26 protein-coding genes are annotated in these 20,478 nt (G+C 71.6%); 11 read left to right on the top strand and 15 right to left on the bottom strand.

The window, feature by feature from the left end; genetic code table 11:
- Window positions 1-50 precede the first annotated feature (50 nt).
- The 3 genes from BFN33_RS03980 to BFN33_RS03990 all read right to left on the bottom strand — a co-directional run bounded on the left by BFN33_RS03980 (window position 51) and on the right by BFN33_RS03990 (window position 1,731).
- Entirely contained in the window at window positions 51-518 is a 468-nt protein-coding gene (locus tag BFN33_RS03980) for a peroxiredoxin (protein ID WP_069758402.1), read from the bottom strand.
- Entirely contained in the window at window positions 515-895 is a 381-nt protein-coding gene (locus BFN33_RS03985; protein ID WP_069758403.1) for a DoxX family protein, read from the bottom strand. The genes BFN33_RS03980 and BFN33_RS03985 overlap by 4 nt, the downstream gene beginning before the upstream one ends.
- Before the next feature lie 71 nt (window positions 896-966).
- Window positions 967-1,731, bottom strand: coding sequence for a helix-turn-helix transcriptional regulator (locus BFN33_RS03990; protein ID WP_069758946.1), 765 nt, complete (start codon window positions 1,729-1,731; stop codon window positions 967-969).
- A 54-nt stretch (window positions 1,732-1,785) separates the two neighbouring features.
- Between BFN33_RS03990 and BFN33_RS03995 the strand changes: the two genes are divergently transcribed.
- Both BFN33_RS03995 and BFN33_RS53015 read left to right on the top strand, forming a co-directional pair.
- A complete protein-coding gene (locus BFN33_RS03995; protein ID WP_069758404.1) occupies window positions 1,786-2,952 on the top strand; it encodes an MFS transporter in 1,167 nt (388 codons plus the stop codon).
- Entirely contained in the window at window positions 2,949-3,146 is a 198-nt protein-coding gene (locus BFN33_RS53015) for a hypothetical protein (protein WP_079140584.1), read from the top strand. The genes BFN33_RS03995 and BFN33_RS53015 overlap by 4 nt, the downstream gene beginning before the upstream one ends.
- A 3-nt stretch (window positions 3,147-3,149) precedes the next feature.
- On the opposite strand, the gene BFN33_RS04000 is transcribed toward BFN33_RS53015, so the two are convergent.
- The 6 genes from BFN33_RS04000 to BFN33_RS04025 all read right to left on the bottom strand — a co-directional run bounded on the left by BFN33_RS04000 (window position 3,150) and on the right by BFN33_RS04025 (window position 8,135).
- On the bottom strand, window positions 3,150-3,665 hold the full coding sequence (locus BFN33_RS04000; RefSeq protein WP_069758405.1) for a MarR family winged helix-turn-helix transcriptional regulator: 516 nt from the start codon (window positions 3,663-3,665) through the stop codon (window positions 3,150-3,152).
- Window positions 3,666-3,772: 107 nt separating this feature from the next.
- Window positions 3,773-4,960 carry an NAD(P)/FAD-dependent oxidoreductase gene (locus tag BFN33_RS04005; RefSeq protein ID WP_069758406.1) on the bottom strand — a complete coding sequence of 396 codons (1,188 nt, stop codon included), beginning with the start codon at window positions 4,958-4,960 and terminating at the stop codon, window positions 3,773-3,775.
- The gene (locus tag BFN33_RS04010) at window positions 4,957-5,151 is read right to left on the bottom strand and encodes a ferredoxin (RefSeq protein ID WP_069758407.1); all 195 of its coding nucleotides are present in this window, start codon (window positions 5,149-5,151) and stop codon (window positions 4,957-4,959) included. The genes BFN33_RS04005 and BFN33_RS04010 overlap by 4 nt, the downstream gene beginning before the upstream one ends.
- A 48-nt stretch (window positions 5,152-5,199) precedes the next feature.
- On the bottom strand, window positions 5,200-6,432 hold the full coding sequence (locus tag BFN33_RS04015) for a cytochrome P450 (RefSeq protein ID WP_069758408.1): 1,233 nt from the start codon (window positions 6,430-6,432) through the stop codon (window positions 5,200-5,202).
- A 242-nt stretch (window positions 6,433-6,674) separates the two neighbouring features.
- Entirely contained in the window at window positions 6,675-7,397 is a 723-nt protein-coding gene (locus BFN33_RS04020; protein ID WP_069758409.1) for a response regulator transcription factor, read from the bottom strand.
- A gap of 87 nt (window positions 7,398-7,484) precedes the next feature.
- Window positions 7,485-8,135: a TetR/AcrR family transcriptional regulator gene (locus tag BFN33_RS04025; protein WP_069758410.1), complete on the bottom strand. Its 651-nt coding sequence runs from the start codon at window positions 8,133-8,135 to the stop codon at window positions 7,485-7,487.
- 244 nt (window positions 8,136-8,379) lie between these two features.
- Between BFN33_RS04025 and BFN33_RS04030 the strand changes: the two genes are divergently transcribed.
- The 3 genes from BFN33_RS04030 to BFN33_RS04040 all read left to right on the top strand — a co-directional run bounded on the left by BFN33_RS04030 (window position 8,380) and on the right by BFN33_RS04040 (window position 10,985).
- The gene (locus BFN33_RS04030) at window positions 8,380-9,864 is read left to right on the top strand and encodes an MFS transporter (RefSeq protein WP_069758411.1); all 1,485 of its coding nucleotides are present in this window, start codon (window positions 8,380-8,382) and stop codon (window positions 9,862-9,864) included.
- A 249-nt stretch (window positions 9,865-10,113) separates the two neighbouring features.
- Window positions 10,114-10,305 (top strand): hypothetical protein, encoded by a 192-nt coding sequence (locus BFN33_RS04035; RefSeq protein WP_069758412.1) that lies wholly within the window; start codon window positions 10,114-10,116, stop codon window positions 10,303-10,305.
- Entirely contained in the window at window positions 10,302-10,985 is a 684-nt protein-coding gene (locus BFN33_RS04040; RefSeq protein WP_069758413.1) for a response regulator transcription factor, read from the top strand. The genes BFN33_RS04035 and BFN33_RS04040 overlap by 4 nt, the downstream gene beginning before the upstream one ends.
- 3 nt (window positions 10,986-10,988) lie before the next feature.
- On the opposite strand, the gene BFN33_RS04045 is transcribed toward BFN33_RS04040, so the two are convergent.
- Complete coding sequence (locus BFN33_RS04045; protein WP_069758947.1) at window positions 10,989-11,678, bottom strand: TetR/AcrR family transcriptional regulator; 690 nt, start codon at window positions 11,676-11,678, stop codon at window positions 10,989-10,991.
- A 117-nt stretch (window positions 11,679-11,795) separates the two neighbouring features.
- Here BFN33_RS04045 and BFN33_RS04050 point away from each other — a divergent pair, with 117 nt between their 5' ends.
- The 5 genes from BFN33_RS04050 to BFN33_RS04065 all read left to right on the top strand — a co-directional run bounded on the left by BFN33_RS04050 (window position 11,796) and on the right by BFN33_RS04065 (window position 16,114).
- Entirely contained in the window at window positions 11,796-12,545 is a 750-nt protein-coding gene (locus BFN33_RS04050) for an SDR family oxidoreductase (RefSeq protein WP_069758414.1), read from the top strand.
- Window positions 12,546-12,800: 255 nt separating this feature from the next.
- Window positions 12,801-12,947 carry a hypothetical protein gene (locus tag BFN33_RS53020; protein WP_176742294.1) on the top strand — a complete coding sequence of 49 codons (147 nt, stop codon included), beginning with the start codon at window positions 12,801-12,803 and terminating at the stop codon, window positions 12,945-12,947.
- A gap of 147 nt (window positions 12,948-13,094) precedes the next feature.
- Window positions 13,095-14,078 carry a non-homologous end-joining DNA ligase gene (ligD, locus tag BFN33_RS04055; RefSeq protein ID WP_069758948.1) on the top strand — a complete coding sequence of 328 codons (984 nt, stop codon included), beginning with the start codon at window positions 13,095-13,097 and terminating at the stop codon, window positions 14,076-14,078.
- A 132-nt stretch (window positions 14,079-14,210) separates the two neighbouring features.
- Window positions 14,211-14,987 (top strand): NPP1 family protein, encoded by a 777-nt coding sequence (locus BFN33_RS04060; protein WP_069758415.1) that lies wholly within the window; start codon window positions 14,211-14,213, stop codon window positions 14,985-14,987.
- A gap of 101 nt (window positions 14,988-15,088) precedes the next feature.
- Window positions 15,089-16,114, top strand: coding sequence for a questin oxidase family protein (locus BFN33_RS04065; protein WP_069758416.1), 1,026 nt, complete (start codon window positions 15,089-15,091; stop codon window positions 16,112-16,114).
- A gap of 189 nt (window positions 16,115-16,303) precedes the next feature.
- Here the strand turns inward: BFN33_RS04065 and BFN33_RS49390 are convergent, their stop codons facing one another.
- Window positions 16,304-16,546: a winged helix-turn-helix domain-containing protein gene (locus BFN33_RS49390; protein WP_069758417.1), complete on the bottom strand. Its 243-nt coding sequence runs from the start codon at window positions 16,544-16,546 to the stop codon at window positions 16,304-16,306.
- 113 nt (window positions 16,547-16,659) lie between these two features.
- Between BFN33_RS49390 and hemC the strand changes: the two genes are divergently transcribed.
- Window positions 16,660-17,595, top strand: coding sequence for a hydroxymethylbilane synthase (gene hemC, locus BFN33_RS04075; protein ID WP_069758418.1), 936 nt, complete (start codon window positions 16,660-16,662; stop codon window positions 17,593-17,595).
- A 13-nt stretch (window positions 17,596-17,608) separates the two neighbouring features.
- Here hemC and BFN33_RS04080 read toward each other — a convergent pair whose 3' ends face one another.
- From BFN33_RS04080 to BFN33_RS04095, 4 genes are all read right to left on the bottom strand, one after another.
- The gene (locus BFN33_RS04080; protein ID WP_069758419.1) at window positions 17,609-18,124 is read right to left on the bottom strand and encodes a hypothetical protein; all 516 of its coding nucleotides are present in this window, start codon (window positions 18,122-18,124) and stop codon (window positions 17,609-17,611) included.
- A gap of 193 nt (window positions 18,125-18,317) precedes the next feature.
- The gene (locus BFN33_RS04085; RefSeq protein ID WP_069758420.1) at window positions 18,318-19,169 is read right to left on the bottom strand and encodes an ABC transporter permease; all 852 of its coding nucleotides are present in this window, start codon (window positions 19,167-19,169) and stop codon (window positions 18,318-18,320) included.
- The gene (locus BFN33_RS04090) at window positions 19,129-19,950 is read right to left on the bottom strand and encodes an ABC transporter ATP-binding protein (RefSeq protein ID WP_069758421.1); all 822 of its coding nucleotides are present in this window, start codon (window positions 19,948-19,950) and stop codon (window positions 19,129-19,131) included. The genes BFN33_RS04085 and BFN33_RS04090 overlap by 41 nt, the downstream gene beginning before the upstream one ends.
- Window positions 19,947-20,402, bottom strand: a complete 456-nt coding sequence (locus BFN33_RS04095; RefSeq protein WP_069758422.1) for a MarR family winged helix-turn-helix transcriptional regulator — start codon at window positions 20,400-20,402, stop codon at window positions 19,947-19,949. Before BFN33_RS04095 ends, BFN33_RS04090 begins: the two co-directional genes overlap by 4 nt.
- Window positions 20,403-20,478: the final 76 nt, after the last annotated feature.

A 20,478-nucleotide genomic window follows, 5' to 3' on the forward strand; every position in this document is an offset into this window, starting at 1 on the left:
TCCCTTTGTCAGGCCGCATCAACCGAAACGGTGCAACCGGGCCCCGCTCGTCACTCCCGGTGTGCGCGCAGGGCTTCGAGGGCGCGGTCGGCGTGGGTGTTCATGCGCAGTTCGCTGCGGACGACCTCGAGCACCGTACGGTCCTGGGCGATGACGAAGGTGACGCGTTTGGTGGGAGCCAGGGAGAAGCCTCGCTTGACGCCGAAGAGCTCGCGTATCTTGCCGTCGACGTCGGACAGGAGAGGCATGCCGAGGGTGTGCTGTCCGGCGAACTCCTGCTGGCGTTCGACGGTGTCGCCGCTGATGCCCACCGGCCGGGCGCCGGCCGCGGCGAACTCGGCGGCGAGGTCGCGGAAGTGGCAGGCCTCCGCGGTGCAGCCGGCGGTCAGGGCGGCGGGGTAGAAGAAGAGGACGACCGGGCCGTCGGCGAGCAGTTCGGACAGCTTGCGGCTGGTGCCGGTCTCGTCCGGGAGCTCGAAGTCCTCGACGGTGTCGCCGGTCTCCATCGTCTTGCTCATGCCTGGCCCTCCCCGTTCTTCGCGATGCTGCGTGCCCACAGCACGAGCGGCAGTTGCAGCGGCAGCCGTCCGAGGGCCGCCGCCTTCAGCGGTGCGGGACGGTGGCGCCAGTCGGCGGCCATCTTGACGTTGGCGGGGAACACCCCGACGAAGAAGGCGGCCGTGGCGAGCGCGGCGGTCCGCCGGGTCTTGGGCAGCGCCAGACCGGCGGCGAGCGCGAGCTCCACGGCACCGCTCGCGTAGGTCCAGGTCCGGGGCTTGCCGGGCAGGGCCCGCGGGATGGTGGCGTCGTAGGGACGTGGTGCGGCGAAGTGGGTGACGCCCGCGGTGGCCAGCAGGCCGGCGAGCAGCAGGGGTGAGCGTGGGGACCGTGGCACGGTTCCTCCTCCTGGGGGCTGCCGCGCACACTACTGGACGGTACAAGCACCTCGTGCAGCGGCCTGTGCCCTCATCGGGAACGCCGGTTGTGGGTACCCGGGGTGTAGCCGAAGGAGCGGTGGAAGACGTCGATGAAGGCACTCGCGGAGGACCAGCCGCAGTGGTGGGCGACGGTCGTGACGGGGACGTCGTCGGCCAGCAGCCGCAGGGCGTGGTAGAGCCGCGACTGGGTGCGCCACTGCGGGAAGGTCATGCCGAACTCGCCGCGGAACAGTCGGCTGAGGGTGCGTTCCGAGGCCCCGGTCGCGACGCCGAGTGCGGCGAGGGTGCGCGGGTCGGCGGGGTCGGCGTGGACGAGCGCGCAGACCGCGGCCAGCCGGGGATCGGTGGGGGTGGGCAGCAGCAGGGGCTGCTGGGGCGAGGCGCGCAGTTGGTCGCGCAGGACGGCGAGCAGACGGTGACGTTCGGGGCTGTCGTCGGCCGGGTCGCGGGTGTACGCGAGGATCAGCTCGCGCAGCAGCGGGCCGACGGCGAGGACCGTAGGGGCGTCCAGACCGAGTGGGTTGTCGTCGGCGGGGAGACCGACCAGGTACAGGTCGAGCCGGCCGTGGGCGCGGTGGGCGTGGACGGTGCCTGCGGGGACCCAGATGGCGCGGGTACCGGGCGCGAACCAGGTGCCGGCGTCGGTGGTGACCGCGAGGACAGCGGAGCCTGCATAGACGATCTGGTGCTCGTCGTGCCGGTGGGCGTCGATGCGTTCGCCTGCGGCGAGGTGCTGGGCACGCGTGGGCGCCGCAGGTGTGTGGCGAATGGCCGGGTGGCGGATCTCCGACATCAATGGGCAGATTATCGAAAGCGGGCCGGGCACCGCTCCGGCGAAGCTCGTCCGGTGTCCAGGAATCGTTCCCTCACGCTGTTGTCGCTCGGTCACGCCTGTGTGGACGTGTACCAGGGGGCCGTAGCCGCCCTGGTGCCCTACTTCGTCGCCGAGCGCGCCTACTCGTATGCGGCCGCGTCCGGCGTCGTCCTGGCCGCGTCCCTGCTGTCGTCGGTGGTGCAGCCGCTGTTCGGGGCGCTGACCGACCGCTGGGCGATGCCGTGGCTGCTGCCGCTGAGCGCGCTGGCGGCGGGGTCGGGGGTCGCGCTGAGCGGGGTCGTCGGCTCCTACCCGCTCACGCTCGCAGCGGTCGCCGTGTCCGGGATCGGCGTCGCGGCCTACCATCCGGAGGCCGCCAGGGCCGCCCGAACCGTCGCGTCCGGCGGGAACTCGGGGATGGGTTGGTTCTCGCTCGGCGGCAACGTCGGCTTCGCCCTCGCCCCGCTGCTGGTCGCCGCCGTGATCGCCACGGGCGGGCTGCGCGCCTCCCCCCTGCTGGTCGTGCCGGCCGTGGCGGGTGCGGCCCTGTGCGCGGCAGCGGTCCGCGCCCTACGGGTCCGCACACCGGCCGGACGGCCGACCGAGGGCTCCGGAAGCGACGACTGGCCGTCGTTCCTGCGGCTCTCGGGCGCGGTGGTCTGCCGGTCGGTCGTGTTCGTCGGGCTCAGTGCCTTCGTTTCGCTGTACGTCCGTGAGCGCGTCGGCGGCGCGGATGTGGCCGGTACGGCGGCACTGTGTGTGCTCTATGCGGGCGGTGCCGTGGGCACGGTCCTCGGGGGCCGGCTCGCCGACCGGTACGGGCGCCTCGCGGTGGTGCGCCGGGCGTATGCGCTGACCGGGCTCGCCGTGGCCGGGGTGGTGCTCGTCCCCGGCCCCGCGGTCTATCTTTTCGTCGCCCTCACCTCGGCCGCCCTGTACGTGCCGTTCTCCCTGCACGTCACCCTCGGCCAGGACTTTCTGCCCGGGCGGGTGGGTACCGCGAGCGGGGTCACGCTGGGCCTGACGGTGAGCGTCGGCGGCCTGGCCGCCCCGGCGCTCGGGGCACTGGCCGACACCACGTCGCTGCGGACCGCGCTGGCGCCGCTGATCATCCTGCCCGCACTGAGCGGGCTACTGCTGCGAGGACTTCGCGACCCCGCACCGGAACGACAGTCCACTCCCTGCCTTCCGGCGCGATGACCGTCAGGCGGTGCCGGCCGGTGAGCGTCGGCGGGCTGGCCGCCCCGGCGCTCGGGGCGCTGGCCGACTCCACGTCGCTGCGGACCGCGCTGATGCCGCTGATCATCCTGCCCGCACTGGGAGGCCTACTGCTGCGAGGGCTTCGCGAGCCCGCACCGGAACGACAGTCCACTCCGCGCCTACCGGCGCGATGACCGTCAGGCGGTCCCGGCCGGTGTCGGCTCCTCGCTGTCGTCGTCGATCGCGTGGGAAAGGAAGTCGTCCACCATGCGATGGAAGAGCCCGGCCAGCTGCCGAAGCTCCTCGGGCGACCACTCCGCCAGGGCCAGCTGCATACCGCGGGCGCCGGCGTCGCGGATGCGGTCGATCGCCTGCTGACCGGTCTCGGTGAGCTGGATGCGCTGGGCGCGCCGGTCCTCGGGGTCGGGGACGCGCGTGACGTAACCCGACTTCTGCAGCTGCTGGACGGTGCGGGTGACGTGGGAGGCCTCCACCCCCAGTCGGTTGGCCAGCTCCCCCGGGCGCATCGGTTCGGTGTCGGCGACCTGCCGCAGCAACGCCACGGCGGCACGGTCCAGCGGCACCTCGGCCAGGGACATCAGCCGGTCGTGCTGCCGGGCCCGGGTGCTCAGGTAGGTGATGCGGGTGAGCGCCCGCTCGATCTCGATGACTTCCGGGGACGCGGGGACGTCGGGGAGCGGCTGTGAGGACATACTCGCCAGTTTACCATCTTGTTGCGTAACTCAAGTAATCTCCGACAGCTCGAGGGTACGCGGGGAGCGCCGGCAGCAGACCGGCTGCCGGCGCTCCCCCCGAACACTCAGACGTCGACGGCCGGGACCCCGGTCCGTACGGTCTCGTGCCAGGCCGCTCCGGTCGCGACGGCCTGCCGCCACTGCCGGATCGCCTTGGGCGGCATGCCCACCGCGAGGGCACCGCTGACACGGTCGCCGGTGCGGTACCCGGCGACGAACCGGCGCTGCGCCAAGTCACCTTCTACGACGGCTACTTCGTCGTGCCCGCGCAGGAAGCCGTACGCCTGGATCTTCATGTCGTACTGGTCCGACCAGAAGTACGGCACGGGCGCGAACGGCTTGCGCGCCCCCTCGGCGGCGAGCAGGTTGCGGGCGGCCGCCATGCCCTGCTCGGCGGCGTTGGTGCGGTGCTCGATCCGCATGGAAGTGCCGAACAGCGGGTTGTACCAGCGGGCGACATCGCCGGCCGCGTACACGTGCTTCGCGGCCTCGCAGTACTGGTCGCACACCAGCCCGTCGCCCACCGTGAGCCCGCTGCCCTCCAGCCACTCGGCGTTGGGCAGCGAGCCGATGGCCACGAGCACCTCGTCCGCCTCGATCTCCTCGCCACCGGCGAGCCTGACGCCGTCCTCGGTCACCTCGGTCACGGTGACTCCGCAGCGCAGGTCGATGCCCCGCTCCACATGGACCCGGGCCAGCATCCGCCCGACCTCCGCGCCGACCGCGTGCGCCATGGGCACCTCGGCGGGTTCCAGGACGGTCACCTCGGCCCCGAGGCGCCAGGCGACCGCTGCGGCCTCAGCGCCGAGGAAACCTGCGCCCACCACGACCAGGCGCCGCCCCGCGCTCAGCCGCTCCCGCAGCGTGAGCGCGTCGTCCAGGGTGCGCAGCACGTGCGCGCCCTCACCGGGCAGGCGGCGCGGCCGTACCCCGGTGGCGATGATCAGTCCGTCGTACGACACCTTCGAGCTGTCGGCCAACTCCACTGTGCGGGAGACGAGTTCCAGGCCCGTCGCCGCGACACCGAGCCGCAGGTCGAGGTCGAGCGCGGCGAGGTCGGCGGAGGTGCGCAGGGCGAGCCGGTCCCGCTCCCACTCCGCCGCCAGGACCTGCTTGGACAACGGCGGCCGGTCGTAGGGAGGTTCGGGCTCCTCTCCGACGAGGGTGATCGTGCCGTCGTACCCCTCGCGGCGCAGTGTCTCGGCCGCCGAGAGCCCAGCGGCCGAGGCGCCGACGACGGCGATCCGCCTCACGCCCGGACCAGCCGGATCGCCGCGGCCGGACAGACCGCGACTGCTTCCCTCACGTCGTCGACCTGGTCGTCGCCGACCTGGTCCGTCAGGAGGATCGCGATGCCGTCGTCGTCCTGGTCGAACACGTCCATGGCGGCGACCACACACTGTCCGGAGGCGACGCACTTGTCGGCTTCCAGTTCCACCTTCATGGGATTCCCCTTGTCCTTCTCGCGGTTGTCGTGGGTGGGCGGGAGCCGTTACCAGGCCACCGGCAGTTCGTGGATGCCGTAGATGAACGCGTCGTGCTTGAACTTCACGTCCTCCAGGGCGCAGGCGAGCCTGAGGGTGGGGATGCGCCGGTAGAGGGTGCCGTAGACGACCTGGAGCTCCATGCGGGCCAGCGGCTGGCCCAGGCACTGGTGGACGCCGAAGCCGAACGCGACGTGGCGGCGGGCGTCGCGGGTGATGTCGAGACGGTCGGGGTCCTCGAACACCTCGGGGTCGCGGTTGCCGATCTCGTTGGCCATGATCACGCCCTCGCCGGCCCTGATGACCTGCCCGGCGATCTCGATGTCCGCGGTGACCGCGCGCCGGCGGCCCAGGTGGGTGATGTGGAGGTAGCGCAGCAGTTCCTCGACCGCCGAGGCGACGAGCTTGGGGTCGTCCGTGTCGCGCAACAGGGCGAGCTGGTCGGGGTGTTCGAGGAGGGCGGCGGTACCGAGCGTGATCATGTTCGCGGTGGTCTCGTGGCCCGCGATCAGCAGGAGCAGGGCCATCTCCGTGGCCTGTCCGTGCGTCAGCTCTCCCGCCGCGACGCGCCCGGCGACGCCCGACAGGAGGTCGTCCTTCGAGTCGGTGAGGCGCTGGGCGATCTGACCGGCCAGATATCCGGCGACCTCCCGGGTCGCGGCGCCGCGTTCCTCGGGGGTCGCGGTCGTGCGGACCATCGTCCTGGTGTTGTCCTGGAACATGGCGTGGTCGTCGTAGGGCACGCCGAGCAGTTCGCAGATGACCAGCGAGGGGATCGGCAGCGCGAACGCCTCGACGAGGTCGACGGGACCGGGACCCGCCAGCATGTCGTCGATCAGGCCGTCCACGATCCGCTGTACGGCGGGCCTGAGGGCCTCGACCTTCCTGATGGCGAACGGTGCCGTCACCATCCGGCGCAGCCGGGCGTGTTCGGGGTCGTCCATCATGATGAAGCTGAGCTTGCCCTCGCCGGCCTCGGCACTGGCCTTGGTCGGATAACCCGGCTGATCGGTGTCGGCGCTGACCCGGGGATCGCCCAGGACGGCCCGTTGCTCGGCGTAGCGGGTCACGAGCCAGGGCTCGCTGCCGTCCCACAGGCGCACCTTCACGAGCGGCCCCTGTTCCTGGAGTTCCCTGAGGCCGGGCGGCGGGTCGAAGGGACAGCGGGAGGCACGCGGCATGGGGAACTCGGGGGCGGTGCCCGCGACGTCGTGCGCGGGACCGGCCACGGTTTCGGCCATGGTTCTCCTCGGTGGTGGGGGGCTCTGCCCGAGGGGGCGGAGCGCCGGGGCGAAGTGGTCGAGGCCTCGATGAGCACATGCAAACAGACCGGGCTGACGTCCTCCCGCCAGTGACCTGACGGGAGGCTGACGTGACCCGGATCACACGCCCTCTGCGCCGTCAACTGCCGCTGTTAGCAGGGGAGTTGTCCACCAGAGGGGGCGTTCCGAAACACCGGTACCCACCGTTTGCAGCCGAATCCTCACGCCTCCGAGTCGGCGCGTCCCAGCCAGTAGCCGAAGCCACGCCGGGTGTGGATGAGCTCGGGAGCCTCCCGGTCCACCTTGCGCCGGAGCCGGGAGACGAGCTGTTCGATCGCGTTGTCGCCGCGGTGGTCGCCCCAGACGTACCGGCCGATCTGCTCCTTGGACAGCACCCGGTGGGCGTTGACCAGGAGGTGACGCAGCAGCCGGTACTCGGCCGGGGTGAGATCGAGGCCGCGCGGTCCGCGACGGGCCTCGCACAGGGTGTCGTCCAGCACGAGGTCGCGGTAGCACAGGGCGCCGCCCCGGGCGGGCCCCGCCCCCGTGCCGCGCAGCAGGACCTGCACCCTGGCCAGGAGGTCGGCCACACGGAGCGGCTTGGTGACGTAGTCCCGCTCCCCGAGGCCCAGTTCGGGCACGATCCGGTCCAGGGACTCGTAGTCGATCAGCAGGAGCACCGGCGGGCGGCGGACCAACGTCGGCCGGTTGCGGCCCAGTTCGGTCACGTCCGGCAGGTTCGCGTCGACGACCACGAGATCGAACCGCTCCCGGGTCAGCCGCGCCACACCTTCGGCGGCAGCGGCGACGGCGGCGATCCGGTAGCCCGCCAACTCCAGTGTGGTGGAGACCAGTTCGGCGGCATCCGAGTCGCCCGCGACGATCAGGAGGCGCTGACCGGCACCACGGGCGAGTGCCGGTCTCTCGCTGGAACTGCCGTGCATGGACGAGACCGTTCGTCGGAGGGGGTCGCCCGCCCACCCTAGCGCCTTCCTTGCCTAACTCAAGTAACGTATCCCCCGTCCGATCTTCTACCGAGTCACCGTGACCGGAGCCGTCCACATGGCGACCACGACGTCACCGAGACCGGTGGCGGCGTCGTGCCAGTTGGCGCGGGGCGTCGGGGTGTTCTCGGCGAGGGCCCGTTCCCGGTCGGCTGCCATGTGCACGATCAGATGGCGGGCCATCTCGGCGCGCTCGGCGCGGACGTCGGCGGGCAGTTCGGGCAGACAGCGGTTCAGGCCCTCGACGATCTGCCGGAGCGACGGTGAGGACATCGACTCCTCGACCATGATCTGCTGGAGCACCGGGTCGGTCATGACCTGGGCGCAGAAACGGGCGAACCAGGTGGGGCTGCCCAGCGCGGCGAGATGTTCGGGCACGGGCCGGACCAGGCAGTCCACCCAGTCGCGTACGTCCGTGGAGCCGCGGGCGCCGGCCAGCAGCCGGGCGCGGATCTCCTCGATACGGGCGTGATGCTTGCGGGCGATCGCCCGGACCAGGTCGGCCTTGGTGCCGAAGTGGTAGCCGACCGCGGCGTTGTTGCCCTGTCCCGCGGCCTCGCTGACCTGGCGGTTGGACACCGCGAGGACACCTCGCTCGGCGAAGAGCCGCTCGGCCGCGGTCAGGATCAGCTCCCGGGTCGCGCTGACCTGTTCCTCGCGTACCGTCCTGCCCGCCATGCTCACCACCGCACCGGGACTTCGCTGAACCCTCCGACGGCCAGTCCCTCGAGCCGCCCGAGGTCCGCCGGCGGTGCGGCGGGTTCCCGTGCCGGAAGCCTACGCAACCGCACGTCGAGGACGGTGCGCCGGACCGTGGGGTCCCCTCGGCGGACGCCGGCACCGGGCCCAGTAAGCTAAGTCAAGCACCTGACTTAATTGTGGCCGAGCTCTCGGCCCGCTCCCATGCCCTGGAGGCTCCTTCATGTCCGACGCTCCAGCCGGATCCGCCGACACGGGCGCTGAGGTCGCGCCGCGGCCGAACGCCGTGGTGGCGGTACTGGCCTTCGCCGGAATCGTCGTCTCGCTGATGCAGACCCTGGTGATCCCGATCGTGCCGGAGCTGCCCAAACTGCTGGACGCCCCGGCCTCGGACACCGCGTGGGCGGTCACCGCGACCCTCCTCGCCGCAGCCGTGGCCACCCCGGTAGTCGGGCGGCTCGGCGACATGTTCGGCAAGCGCCGGATGCTGCTGGTCAGCGTGGTGATGCTGGTGGTCGGATCGGTGGTCTGCGGACTCAGCGACGCCCTGGTCCCGATGATCGTCGGCCGTGCCCTGCAGGGCCTGTCCTCCGGTGTCATCCCGCTCGGCATCAGCATCATGCGCGACGAACTGCCCGCGGAGCGCCTGGCCGGAGCCACCGCGCTGATGAGTGCCTCCCTCGGTGTCGGCGGTGCCCTGGGCCTGCCGACCGCCGCGCTGATCGCGGACAACTTCGACTGGCACGTCCTGTTCTGGGCCTCGGCCGCGATGGGCGCGGCAGCCCTCGTCCTCGTCCTGGCGTTCGTGCCGGAGTCCCGGGTGCGCACCGGCGGCCGCTTCGACGCGATCGGCGCGGTGGGCATGGCGGTCGGCCTGGTCTCCCTCCTGCTGGCCGTCTCGAAGGGTGCCGACTGGGGCTGGACCAGCGGCACCACGATCGGCCTGTTCGCCGCGGCCGTGATCGTCCTGCTGGTCTGGGGTCTGTTCGAACTGCGCACCGCCCAGCCGCTGGTCGACCTGCGCACCACCGCCCGTCGTCAGGTGCTGTTCACCAACCTCGCCTCGATCGCGGTCGGCTTCTCGATGTTCGCGATGTCGCTCGTGCTCCCGCAGCTGCTCCAGCTGCCCACCCAGACCGGCTTCGGCCTGGGCAAATCCCTGCTGACCGCCGGACTGGTCATGGCCCCGTCCGGCCTGGTGATGATGGCCCTGGCCCCGGTCTCGGCAGCCGTCTCCAAGGCCAGGGGCCCGAAGGTGACGCTGATGATCGGCGCGCTGATCGTGGCATGCGGGTACGGCCTGAACATCGTGCTGATGTCCGAGGTCTGGCACCTGGTGCTGGTCTCCTCCGTGATCGGCGCCGGCATCGGGTTCACGTACGGCTCCATGCCCGCGCTCATCATGGGCGCCGTACCCGCGTCCGAGACGGCGGCCGCGAACAGCCTCAACACCCTGATGCGGTCCATCGGCACGTCCTGCGCGAGTGCCGTCGCCGGTGTCGTGCTGGCCCAGATGACCATCGATCTGGGCGGTTACGCGCTGCCGTCCGAGAACGCCTTCAAGACCGTCATGGCGATCGGCGCGGGCGCCGCGCTCCTCGCCTTCGCCATCGCCTCCTTCATCCCGCGCCCGCGCGCCGCGGCTCCGGCGGAGCCCGCGGCCCCGGCCGCCGCGGAGGCCTCGGCCGGAACGCCCTCGGGACGCTGACACCCCGTCCGGTGGCCGCCGTCCGGCGGCCACCGGGTCCTGCCCGAGGATGACCCGCCCCCGGCGCGTACTGCGTTCCTCGTACGCGTGAGGGTCGGCGGTGGTACGACGACGAGCGGACCAGGTTACGCAAGACTGGCGTTCCGGACCGTCGAGGTGGGGACGTGGCCCACGCGGCCGGGACGGGGCGCGGCGGCCGCACTCGGCGGGCATCGGCCACCGTGGTTCAAGGACAGGACCGGAGAACCGATGAGCATCCCCTTGCGGCGCTACGCCGACGACCATGTCCGTACGGTCGTCGCCATGACGGCCGCGCTGCGACTGCCGACGTCCCTGTCCGGCGGCGACGGCCGTGCCGGCATCGACCGGCCGGACGCGGTGGGCCGGTCCCCGCTGCCCCGGTTGCCCCTCGCCTCGACACGTCAGAATCGGACCCCATGACCATCCGCGTACTGCTCGCCGACGACCAGGCCCTGTTGCGGGCCACCTTCCGGATCCTCATCGACTCGTGCGACGACATGGAGGTGGTCGCGGAGGCCACCGACGGCGCCGCGGCAGTCGACCTCGCGCGCGTCCATCGCCCCGACGTGATCCTGATGGACATCCGCATGCCGGGGACCGACGGCCTGGCCGCCACGTCCGTGATCTGCGCGGATCGCGAGTTGTCCGACACGCGGGTACTGATCCTGACCACGTTCGAGATCGACGAGTACGTCGCACAGGCGCTGCGGTCCGGCGCCAGCGGCTTCCTCGGCAAGGACGTCACCGCCGAGGCCCTGCTCGCCGGCATCCGCACGGTGGCGGCCGGCGACTCCCTGCTCTCCCCGGGCGCCACCCGCACCCTGATCACCCGCTTTCTCTCCGCTCCGGGCCTGGGCACCCGGCTCGCGGCCGCCGACGACCTGAGCGGCCTCACCACCCGGGAACGGGAGGTGATGGCGTGGGTCGCCGAGGGCCACTCCAACGACGAGATCGCGCAGAAGCTCTTCGTCAGCCCCCTGACGGTGCGCACCCACGTGCACCGTGCGATGACGAAGCTGGGCGCCCGGGACCGTGCCCAACTCGTCGTCATGGCCTACCAGTCCGGTCTGGTGCAGGCGCTGCCGCCCGAGGACCGCTGATCCTCACCGCTCGGAGAGCTTCTCCAGCCACTGCTGGAGCAGGGCCGACTCCGCCGCGGTGAGCGCCGGCGGCAGGTCGGCGCGCAGGCGGGCCGCCAGCGTGGCGGCCGCGACGGGCAACGGGCTGCCGCCCCGGGGCGTGCCGGGGTCGGCGGGCCGGGTCACCGAATCCAGCACCGCGTCCCGCAGCCGCTCCGAGAACTTCGGGTCCGCGTACTGCTCGGGTCTGGTCAGCATCGACAGGGCCGCCCCGACGTTGGCGGACATGATCATCTGCGTGGCCAGCGCGGGCGGCACTGTCAGCCGCCCCTCGGCCGCACAGCGCTCGAGGATGCCGTGCAGCAGGTCGTGAGCCTCCTGGGCCGCGGCCGGGGGCACGGTGAGCTCTGGCGAGTACATCAGGCGGTAGTGGCTGGGGTGCTCCAGGGCGAAGCGCATGTGGTTGTCCCAGCCGCTCTTCAGGTCCTCGACCGGATCCTCGCTCGGCCGCGCCGCCCGCTTGGACGCGAGATACCGCTCGAATCCCCGGTCGACCACGGCGGCCAGCAGACCGGCCTTGTCGCCGAAGAGCCGGTAGAGCATGGGCGCACCCACCCCCGCCTTCTCGCACACGGCACGCGTGGAGACATCGGCGGCCGACGCACCGGCGAGCAGCTCGGTGGCCGCTTCCAGGATCTTTTCCCTCGCATCCATGCCCTCACGGTACGCCATTCGTAGCGCCGATACGAGATGAGGGTTACCGTCGCTACGAGTCTGTGTTATCGTCGATACGAGTTGGACGTAGCAGTGCTAACAGAGGAGGATGCAGTCATGACCACTCAGCCCCGGACGGAACAGCGTGTCGCGATCGTGACCGGCGGGTCGCGCGGCATCGGACGGCAGATCGCCCAGCAGCTCGCCGCCGACGGGTTCGCGGTCGTCGCCGGGTACGCGGGCAACAAGGACGCCGCCGACGAAGCCGTGCGCGCCATCGAGGGGGCGGGCGGCACCGCGTACGCCGCCCGCGCCGACGTCGCCGACGAGACCGAGGTCGCCGCCCTGTTCGACCAGGCGGAGGCCACGTACGGCGGCGTCGACGCGGTGGTCCACGCCGCGGGCCGGATGCCCCTCTCCCCGATCGCGGACCTCGACCTCGCCGAGCTCGACGCCCTGTACCGCACCAACATCCGCGGCACCTTCGTCGTCGACCAGCAGGCCGCACGCCGGCTGCGCCCGGGCGGCGCGCTCGTCAACCTCTCCAGCTCGGTCGTGGGGCTGGCCTTCCCCGGCTACGGCGCCTACGCGGCCAGCAAGGGCGCGGTCGAGGCAGTGACCCTGGTCCTCGCCCGTGAGCTCCGCGGCCGTGACGTCACCGTGAACGCCGTGGCCCCCGGACCGACGGCGACCGACCTCTTCCTCGACGGCAAGGACGAGGAGACCGTCGCCCGCCTGGCGGCGCAGCCCCCGCTGGAGCGGCTGGGGACCCCGCAGGACATCGCTTCCGTGGTGTCCTTCCTGGTCAGCCCGGCCGGTCACTGGGTCAACGGACAGGTGCTGCGGGCCAACGGGGGCATCATCTGACCTGCGTCTTCCGGCACCCGGCACCCGGCACCCGGCACCACCTAAGCCAAGTCCGCTCCCCGCCCCGATTGTCCGACCCTCCGCCTGCGATCCGCGGATGCGGCCCCACTTCACCGGCCCCTCCCTGATCACCGTCGACGTCCCGGCGCTCGCCGCCTTCTACGCGAGTCCTCGACGCGGAGGTGGAGGGCGAGGCGCCCTTCGCCCGGGTGACCGTTCCCGGCGCCGTCCTGCCCTTCTTTCGGCACCCGCGGCATGCAGTCGATGGTGCCCGGTTCGACGGCTGCCGCCGCGAGCGGGAGCTTCGCCGTGGAGTTCCGGGTCACCGACGTGGACGCACGCCACGAACGACGGGCGGCCCAGGTTGTCGAGATCATCGAGCCACCGACCACCCAGCCGTGAGGCCGCCGGTCGGCGGGCTGCGGGACCCGGACGGCGACATCGTGAACCTGTACCAGGAGGTCTGAGCAGCCCCCGGGGCGGCGCCCGTTCAGGGGAAACCGGTGCACGGAGCGCGTGACCGGCGGTGCCCGCGTCGACAACTCACCCGTGACGCTCCCCTTGATCCCACCCATGCTCGCCACCCCCGGCGCCCTGCCGCCCGTCTCCCAGGACGCGCGCTGGGCCTACGAGACGAAGCAGGACGGCCAGCGCGTGGTGGTCTACCTCGCCGGGAACGGCGACGTGTTGCTGCGCGCCCGGTCCGGGGAGGAGATCACCGGCGCCTATCCCGAACTGCGGCCACTGGGCGACGCGCTCGGCGCCACGCCCGCGGTGCTCGACGGGGAGATCCTCGCGCTCGACGAACAGGGCCGTGCGGACTTTCAGTTGCTGCAACCGCGCATGCAGTTGGCCCACGCCCCCGGCAGAGCCGCGCGCCGGGCTGCCGAAGCGCCCGTGCATCTCGTGCTGTTCGACCTGATGCACCTGGGGCGGCGCTCGCTCCTCGCCCTCCCCTACACCCAGCGGCGCGCTCGACTGGACGAACTTGAGCTGACCGGCCCGCACTGGTCGACGCCCGCCGCCCTCGTCGGTCACGGCGAACAGGCCCTGCGCGCCACTCGTGAGCACGGCCTGGAAGGCCTGGTCTGCAAGCGGCTCGACTCGGTGTACGAACCCGGGGTGCGCTCCCGCGCCTGGATCAAGATCCGCAACATGCGCAGCGAGGACGTCGTCGTGGGCGGCTGGCTGCCCGGCAAGGGCAGGCTCACCGGTCTGCCGGGCGCGGTGCTGGTCGGTCAGCGGAGCGGCGGGCGGCTGCGCTACGTCGGCAGTGTGGGCACCGGCTGGAGCGAGGCGGAACGGACCGAGCTCGCCTCGCTGTTGGCCACCGCGGCGACGGATGTGTGCCCCTTCGACCCCGTACCGCGGGTCCCGGGTGCGCGCTGGGTGCTGCCCCGGCTGGTCGGCGAGGTCCGTTACAGCACCCGCACCCGGGCGGGGTTGCTGCGTCAGCCGTCCTGGCTGCGGCTGCGGCCGGATCTCGCGCCGGAGGAGTCCTCGGCCGACCTCCCCGACGACGCACCTGCGTGATCCGAACTATTGGGCAGGCCGTAACCGGAGTGACGCCTTCGACCTCTTGGCGCGGACATGAAGAGCGGGGGAAGCTGAACTCCCCAGTAACCCACAGCCGTTGGGCTGCGCCCGGACCACGAGGAGGACGCAGTGGCGTCACCGTCGTTCAAGAAGCACCGCACGAGATGGTTCACCGGCCTGGCCGGCGCCGCCGCGCTCGTCGTCGCCTTCCCCTCCGCCGCGTTCGCCGCCCCGCCCAAGGCGCTGCCCGCCAACGCCGAGAGCGCCGAGTTCACCTACCAGCCGGCCTTCGACTACGACACCGACGGCTGCTACTCGACTCCCGCCATCGGCCCCGACGGCACGATCAACGGCGGTCTGAATCCGACGGGTTCGCTCAGCGGCGAGTGCCATGACGCCTCGGACCTCGACAACACCAACACGTACTCGCGCTACAAGTGCAACAACGGCTGGTGCGCCTATATGTACGGCCTGTACTTCGAGAAGGACCAGGCGATAGCGAACAGCAGCATCGGCGGGCACCGGAACGACTGGGAGCACGTCGTGATCTGGGTGCAGAACGGCACGGTCCAGTACGTGTCGACGTCCAACCACGGTTCGTTCACGGTGAGCGCGGCCTCCGGCGTCCGCTTCGACGGCACGCACGCGAAGATCGTCTACCACAAGGACGGCATAAGCACGCACTGCTTCCGGCTGGCCAACTCGGGCGATGAGCCCCCGGAGAACGCCAAGGGCACCTGGCAGTACCCGCCGCTGGTCGGCTGGAACGGCTACCCGTCGGGGCTGCGCGACAAGCTGAGCGCGTACGACTTCGGCAGCGCCAACTTCGGCCTCAAGGACGCCAACTTCGCGGCCCACCTGTCGTCGGCCAAGCCGTCGGGGATCTCCTTCGACCCCAACGCCTGACGCGGTGACACGATCGGGCGCTGGACCTAGGTCCCCCGCCCCCGCGGGTTCCGTCCCGCGCCCGATCCCCGCTCCGCCGCACCCGGCATAGCGTCGCGTTCATGGACACGATCGATACGAGCGACACGAGCGGACACCTCGAGGAGGCCCTGGACCGCGTCCACGCGTCGGGGCCGGAGCGAGAGGGCTGGCTGACCAACCACGCCCCCATGGTGGTCGAGGCGCTCGCCGCGCACGGACAGGCCGGCTCGGTGCACCGGTGGCTGGACCTCTACCGGGACAAGCTGGAGGACTTCCCCGACCGCACCGCCCCCGTCACGGACGACAACTGGCCCTCGGCGCTGGGCGATCCGCGCCGGATCGCGGACTGGACCGACTATTTCTCCCGCACCCTCGCCGAGCGCCCCTGGAAGGACGTGCTCGCCGAGTGGTGGCCGCGCCTGCTGCCGGGCCTGTACGGCGGTGCCACGCACACGGTCATCCGCGTCGGCCACGCCGTCCGTGCGGTTGCGGCCGAGGAGAACGGGCCCCGGCGCACCGAACTCGCGCACGCGCTGGGCTACTGGGCGGCACGCCACCAGCCCGTGACGGGTCTCGTGGCACTGCCGGGTGCGGCGACCGCCGCGGACGCCCTGGACGCCGTACCCGCGATCGGGCCGGGGCACGTGGGGTTCCGGAACCGTCTGGCCGCCGTACACCGACTGCCCGTGTGGGCGCAGGAGGTGACCGATCCGGACACCGCTAAGGAGCGGCTCACCGAACTCGTCCGCGCCGCGACCCACCGCTACGCCACCCACGGTCACGGCGAGCCGACGATGCTCGTCCACGCGGCCACGGCCCCCAACGCCGTGCTGCGGACCCTGGATTCCCTTCCCCGCGACCAGTGGATACCCAGCCTGCACGCGGCCTGGACGGCGTCGGCGGCGGTGACGGCGATGTACGCACCCGTGGCACCGGTCGCCTACGCCCCGCCCGCGCACCTGGCGCCCGAAGAGGTCGTGGAACGAGCCCTCGCCCACGGCGACGAGCACGTCATCAAACTCACCGACACCGCCCTGGACGTCGGCGACGAACAGGCCCTCGCGGCCGCCCTGCGCTCGGTCGAGCTCAGCGAGCCGCTCGTCTGAGGCCCACCGGGTCTCCGACCACGATCACGCCGGCCGGCGGTGATCCCATGCGGCCGACCCTCGATCGCACCACCGCGGACAGGGACCCCGTGCGGGCAGACCCCGACCGCGTCCCTCGCCCAACTCACCGCCCGGCCGAGCCCAGGGCCCCCGGCTCCCCTCAGCAACCGGCCCGAACCGCCCCACAGATCAGCCGCCGGAGGCCACCGCGTCCCCCAGCGGCGTTCGCCCGTACAGCACGTGGTGACCCTGCCGTCGTGAGGCGAGCAGGCCTGCCTCGCGCAGGACCGACAGGTGGCCGGAGACGGTCGAGGGGGCGAGACCGTGGCGGTGGGCCAGGTCGGTCGTCGAGGCCGGGTTCTCGAGCCCGGCCAGGATCGCCGCGCGCTGCCGCCCCAGTGCCTCCGAGGGGAGGGCCGCGACCACCTGCACAGGTACTGCTTCGGCCGGATGGACGCCCGCGCCGGGCAAAAGATGCGCTACTCCCTACCCGTTGCTCCCTGAGCGTCAAACACCGAACCTCCGCAAGGTCTATCGTGTCCCGCATGTCCCTCCCGGAACTGATCCGCATCGTCTCCCGTGACTCGCCGATGGCGCTGGCCCAAGTGGAACGCGTCAGAGGCGAGTTGGCCGCCCTGTACCCCGGTGTGCGCACCGAGGTCGTACCGGTGAGGACGACCGGTGACAAGTGGATGGGCGACCTGTCCAAGGTCGAGGGCAAGGGCGCGTTCACCAAGGAGGTCGACGCCGCGCTGCTGGCCGGGCAGGCCGATCTCGCGGTGCACTGCGTGAAGGACGTGCCCGCCGACCGTCCGCTTCCGGCGGGCACCACGTTCGCGGCGTTCCTGAAGCGGGACGACATCCGCGACGCCCTGATCCATCCGGGCGGCCTCACTCTGGACGAGCTTCCGGAGGGGACCCGGATCGGTACCTCCTCGGTGCGCCGGGTGGCCCAGCTGGCCGCCACCCACCCGCACCTGGAGTGCGTGCCGTTCCGCGGCAACGCCAACCGTCGGCTGGCCAAGCTGGCGGCCGGCGAGGCGGACGCGCTGCTGCTCGCGGTCTCCGGCCTGGAACGCATCGGCCGCGAGGACGTGATCAGCGAGATCCTCTCCCCCGACACGATGATGCCGCCGATCGGCGCGGGCATCCTCGCGCTCCAGTGCCGGGAGGGCGACACCGAGCTGATCGACACGGTCAGCGCGCTGGGCGATCCGGACACGTTCCGGGAGGCGACCGCGGAGCGGATGTTCCTGCACGTCCTGCAGGGCCACTGCAACAGCCCGATCGCGGGGTACGCGCGCGTGGACCACAGCGACGAACTGTCGCTGCGCGCCTGTGTGTTCACCCCGGACGGCAAGACACGGCTGAACGCCCACGAGTGGGCGGGGCGACTGGATCCGGCCACGCTGGGCACCTCGGTCGCCGTGGCGCTGCTGCGTCAGGGCGCCCGCGAGATCATCGACGGCATTCCCCACTGAGCCCGGGGACGGCTCAGGCCGTGCCCTCTTCGGCCTGGTCCCGCAGGAAGTTGCTCACCTGGCAGGCCAGGCCCTCGCGGCCCACGCCCGGGTGGGTGGCTCCCTCGTCGAGTCCGATGCCGCCCGCCCACAGCCGGCGGTCGGCCCACTCGTCGTCGACCCGCAGCTGGATCTGCACGTCGATCTGGCCGAGGCTCGCCTCCGGTCCCGCCGCGAACAGCACGGCGGTGGCGCGGCGCAGCGGATAGACGTCGAAGCCCTCGATGAACTGCGAGTTGCGCCAGTCGATGAAGGCGCTCTCGCCGTCGGGGCCGATCCGCACGTCGATCTGACCGTCCTCGAGATGGACGGTCGGATGCAGGTCGCCACGGTTCTCGACGGTCACACGGACGCTGAAGTACGTGAGCCCTTCGGCGGCGTCGTCTCGTCCACGCGGCGGCTCGGCCGCCTCCAGACGGTGGACGCGGACACGCAGACCGGCATGCTCGTCGTACTCCTGCCAGTCCCCGACCACGTTCGGCTCGTACACAGTGCACCTCTTCGACCTCAGAGAGCTGCTTCCTATCTGTGTGCTCAATGCACTGTCAAATGAGCGGAATGCGCTGTGGCCAGGGTATTCACCCCCTTTGATCGCTGATCAAGCCGTGCGCAGGAAGAACTCCGCCGAGCGGCCGGAAGGACCCTTCCACCGGCGTGCCGCACATCACGTTCCGCACGCATGATCAACGGGCCAGCCGGCCGAGGAGCGAGGAGGCCGCCGTGATGCCGAGCGCGGCGGCCACGGCCAGCACCCCGAAGTCGAGCGCCAGATGGGCGTGGGTGCCGAGGAGGAGGCCGCGCAGGGCGTCGACTTCGTAGCTGAGCGGGTTCACCTTGCTCACGGCCTGGAGCCAGCCCGGCATGACGGACAGCGGGTACAGGGCGTTGGAGCCGAAGAAGAGCGGCATGGTGATGGCCTGCCCGATGCCCATCAGGCGGTCCCTGCTCAGCACGATGCCGGCGATGGTCATCGACAGGCAGGAGAAGAACGCCGAGCCGAGGATCACGATCGCCCCGACGCCGAGGAGCTTGAGCGGGTTCCAGGTCAGGGACACCCCGAGGAGGGCGGCGATGACGATGACGACGACGGCCTGGATCAGCGACTTCACGCCGGCCGCAAAGGCCTTCCCGGTGGTCAGTGCCGAGCGCGGGGTGGGCGTGACCAGGAGCTTGTTGAGGATGCCCGCGTCCCGCTCCCAGATGATCTGGATGCCGTAGAAGATCGCGATGAACATCGCGGACTGGGCGATGATGCCGGGCGCCAGATAGTCGATGTAGGGGATGCCCTGGGTGGGGATCGCCTTGATGCGGGTGAAGGTCTGGCCGAAGATCAGCAGCCACAGGGCGGGCTGGACCGCGCGGGTGTAGAGCTCGGTGCGGTCATGGCCGAGCTTCTGCAGTTCCACGGCGCACATCGCCACGACCCGGGCGGGCAGCACTCGCCAGCCCGCGCTGGGCTCCGGCGGGCGGAGCAGCAGGCTGATGCCGCTCGGGTCAGCCGACGCGGTTCGCGGTGCGGCGGGTGCTTCGGACATCGCGGAAATCCCCTCCCTCGTCTTCGAGTCCGCTGCCGGCGACGTCACGGAAGACGTCCTCCAGGGTCGGCAGGGTGTCGGTGCCCCGGCTCTCGGCGAGGCCCCGGCGGAGTTCGTCGGGGGTGCCGAGGGCGCGGATGCGGCCGCGGTGCATGAGGCCGACCCGGTCGCAGTACTGGTCGGCCTCGTCCATGTAGTGGGTGGTCACCAGGACCGTCATGCCGGTCGCCGCGCGCACGGCGTTGATGTGCTCCCACACGCCGGTGCGGGCGATCGGGTCGAGGCCGATGGTCGGCTCGTCGAGGATCAGCAGCCGGGGCGCGCTGACCAGGGCCTGGGCGAGCTCGAGGCGGCGGACCATGCCGCCGGAGTAGGTGCCGGCGAGCCGGTCGGCGGCGTCGGTGAGGTCGACGGCGGCCAGGGCCTGGGCGACGCGTTCGGCGCGTTCCTTGCGGGCGACGTCGAAGACCCTGGCGAACAGGGTGACGTTCTCCCGGCCGGTCAGGTTCGCGTCGGCGGACAGCTGCTGCGGGACGTAGCCGAGCAGCCGGCGTACGGCCATCGCGTCGGTGGCGGTGTCGCGGCCGAAGACGTGGATCATGCCGGCCGGGACGGGGAGCAGGGTGGTGATGCAGCGGATGGCGGTGGTCTTGCCGGCGCCGTTGGGGCCGAGCAGTCCGAAGACCTCCCCCTCTGCGACGGTCAGGTCCAGCCCGTCCACGGCGTTGGTGTCACCGAAGGCGTAGGCGAGCCCCGTACAGGAAACAGCTTCGGGTGTCATGCGTCCTCGGCCTCCTCGTGCAGAGTGACGGCGAGCGCGCGCAGCGCGGGGAGCGCGGCGCGCAGGGCCTCCTGATCGGCCGCGTCCAACCGGGTGACGTGCCGGCTCATGAGCGCGACCCGCCGCTGCTTCCAGTCGCCGAGGCGGGTCTCGGCCTTCTCGGTGAGCAGCAGACGGGCGGCGCGCCGGTCGGCGGGGTCGGTCTCACGGACCAGGTGACCCTCCTTGACCAGCTGGTTGACCAGGGTCGAGACGGAGTTCCCGGCGAGATGCAGCTCCTTGGCGGCGTCGGAGACACCGATGCCGGGCCGCGACTCGACCAGGCGCAGCAGTTCGACCTCGGCGCCGCGCAGCCTCGGCACGGTCAGTCCGGCGCGCAACCTGCGCCTGAGCAGCCGCTGAACCCCGACGAGTGCGTCGGCCAGCTCTTCCGGGAAGGTCTTGTCGTCCACATCACCGAGGTTACCTCTGCAACAGAGGTAACTCGCCCAAGCGCTGGTCAAGCGCATATCAGATGATTAGCTCTTT

Source organism: Streptomyces sp. LUP47B (assembly GCF_001746295.1).
In the GTDB taxonomy this organism is placed as follows: Bacteria; Actinomycetota; Actinomycetes; order Streptomycetales; family Streptomycetaceae; genus Streptomyces.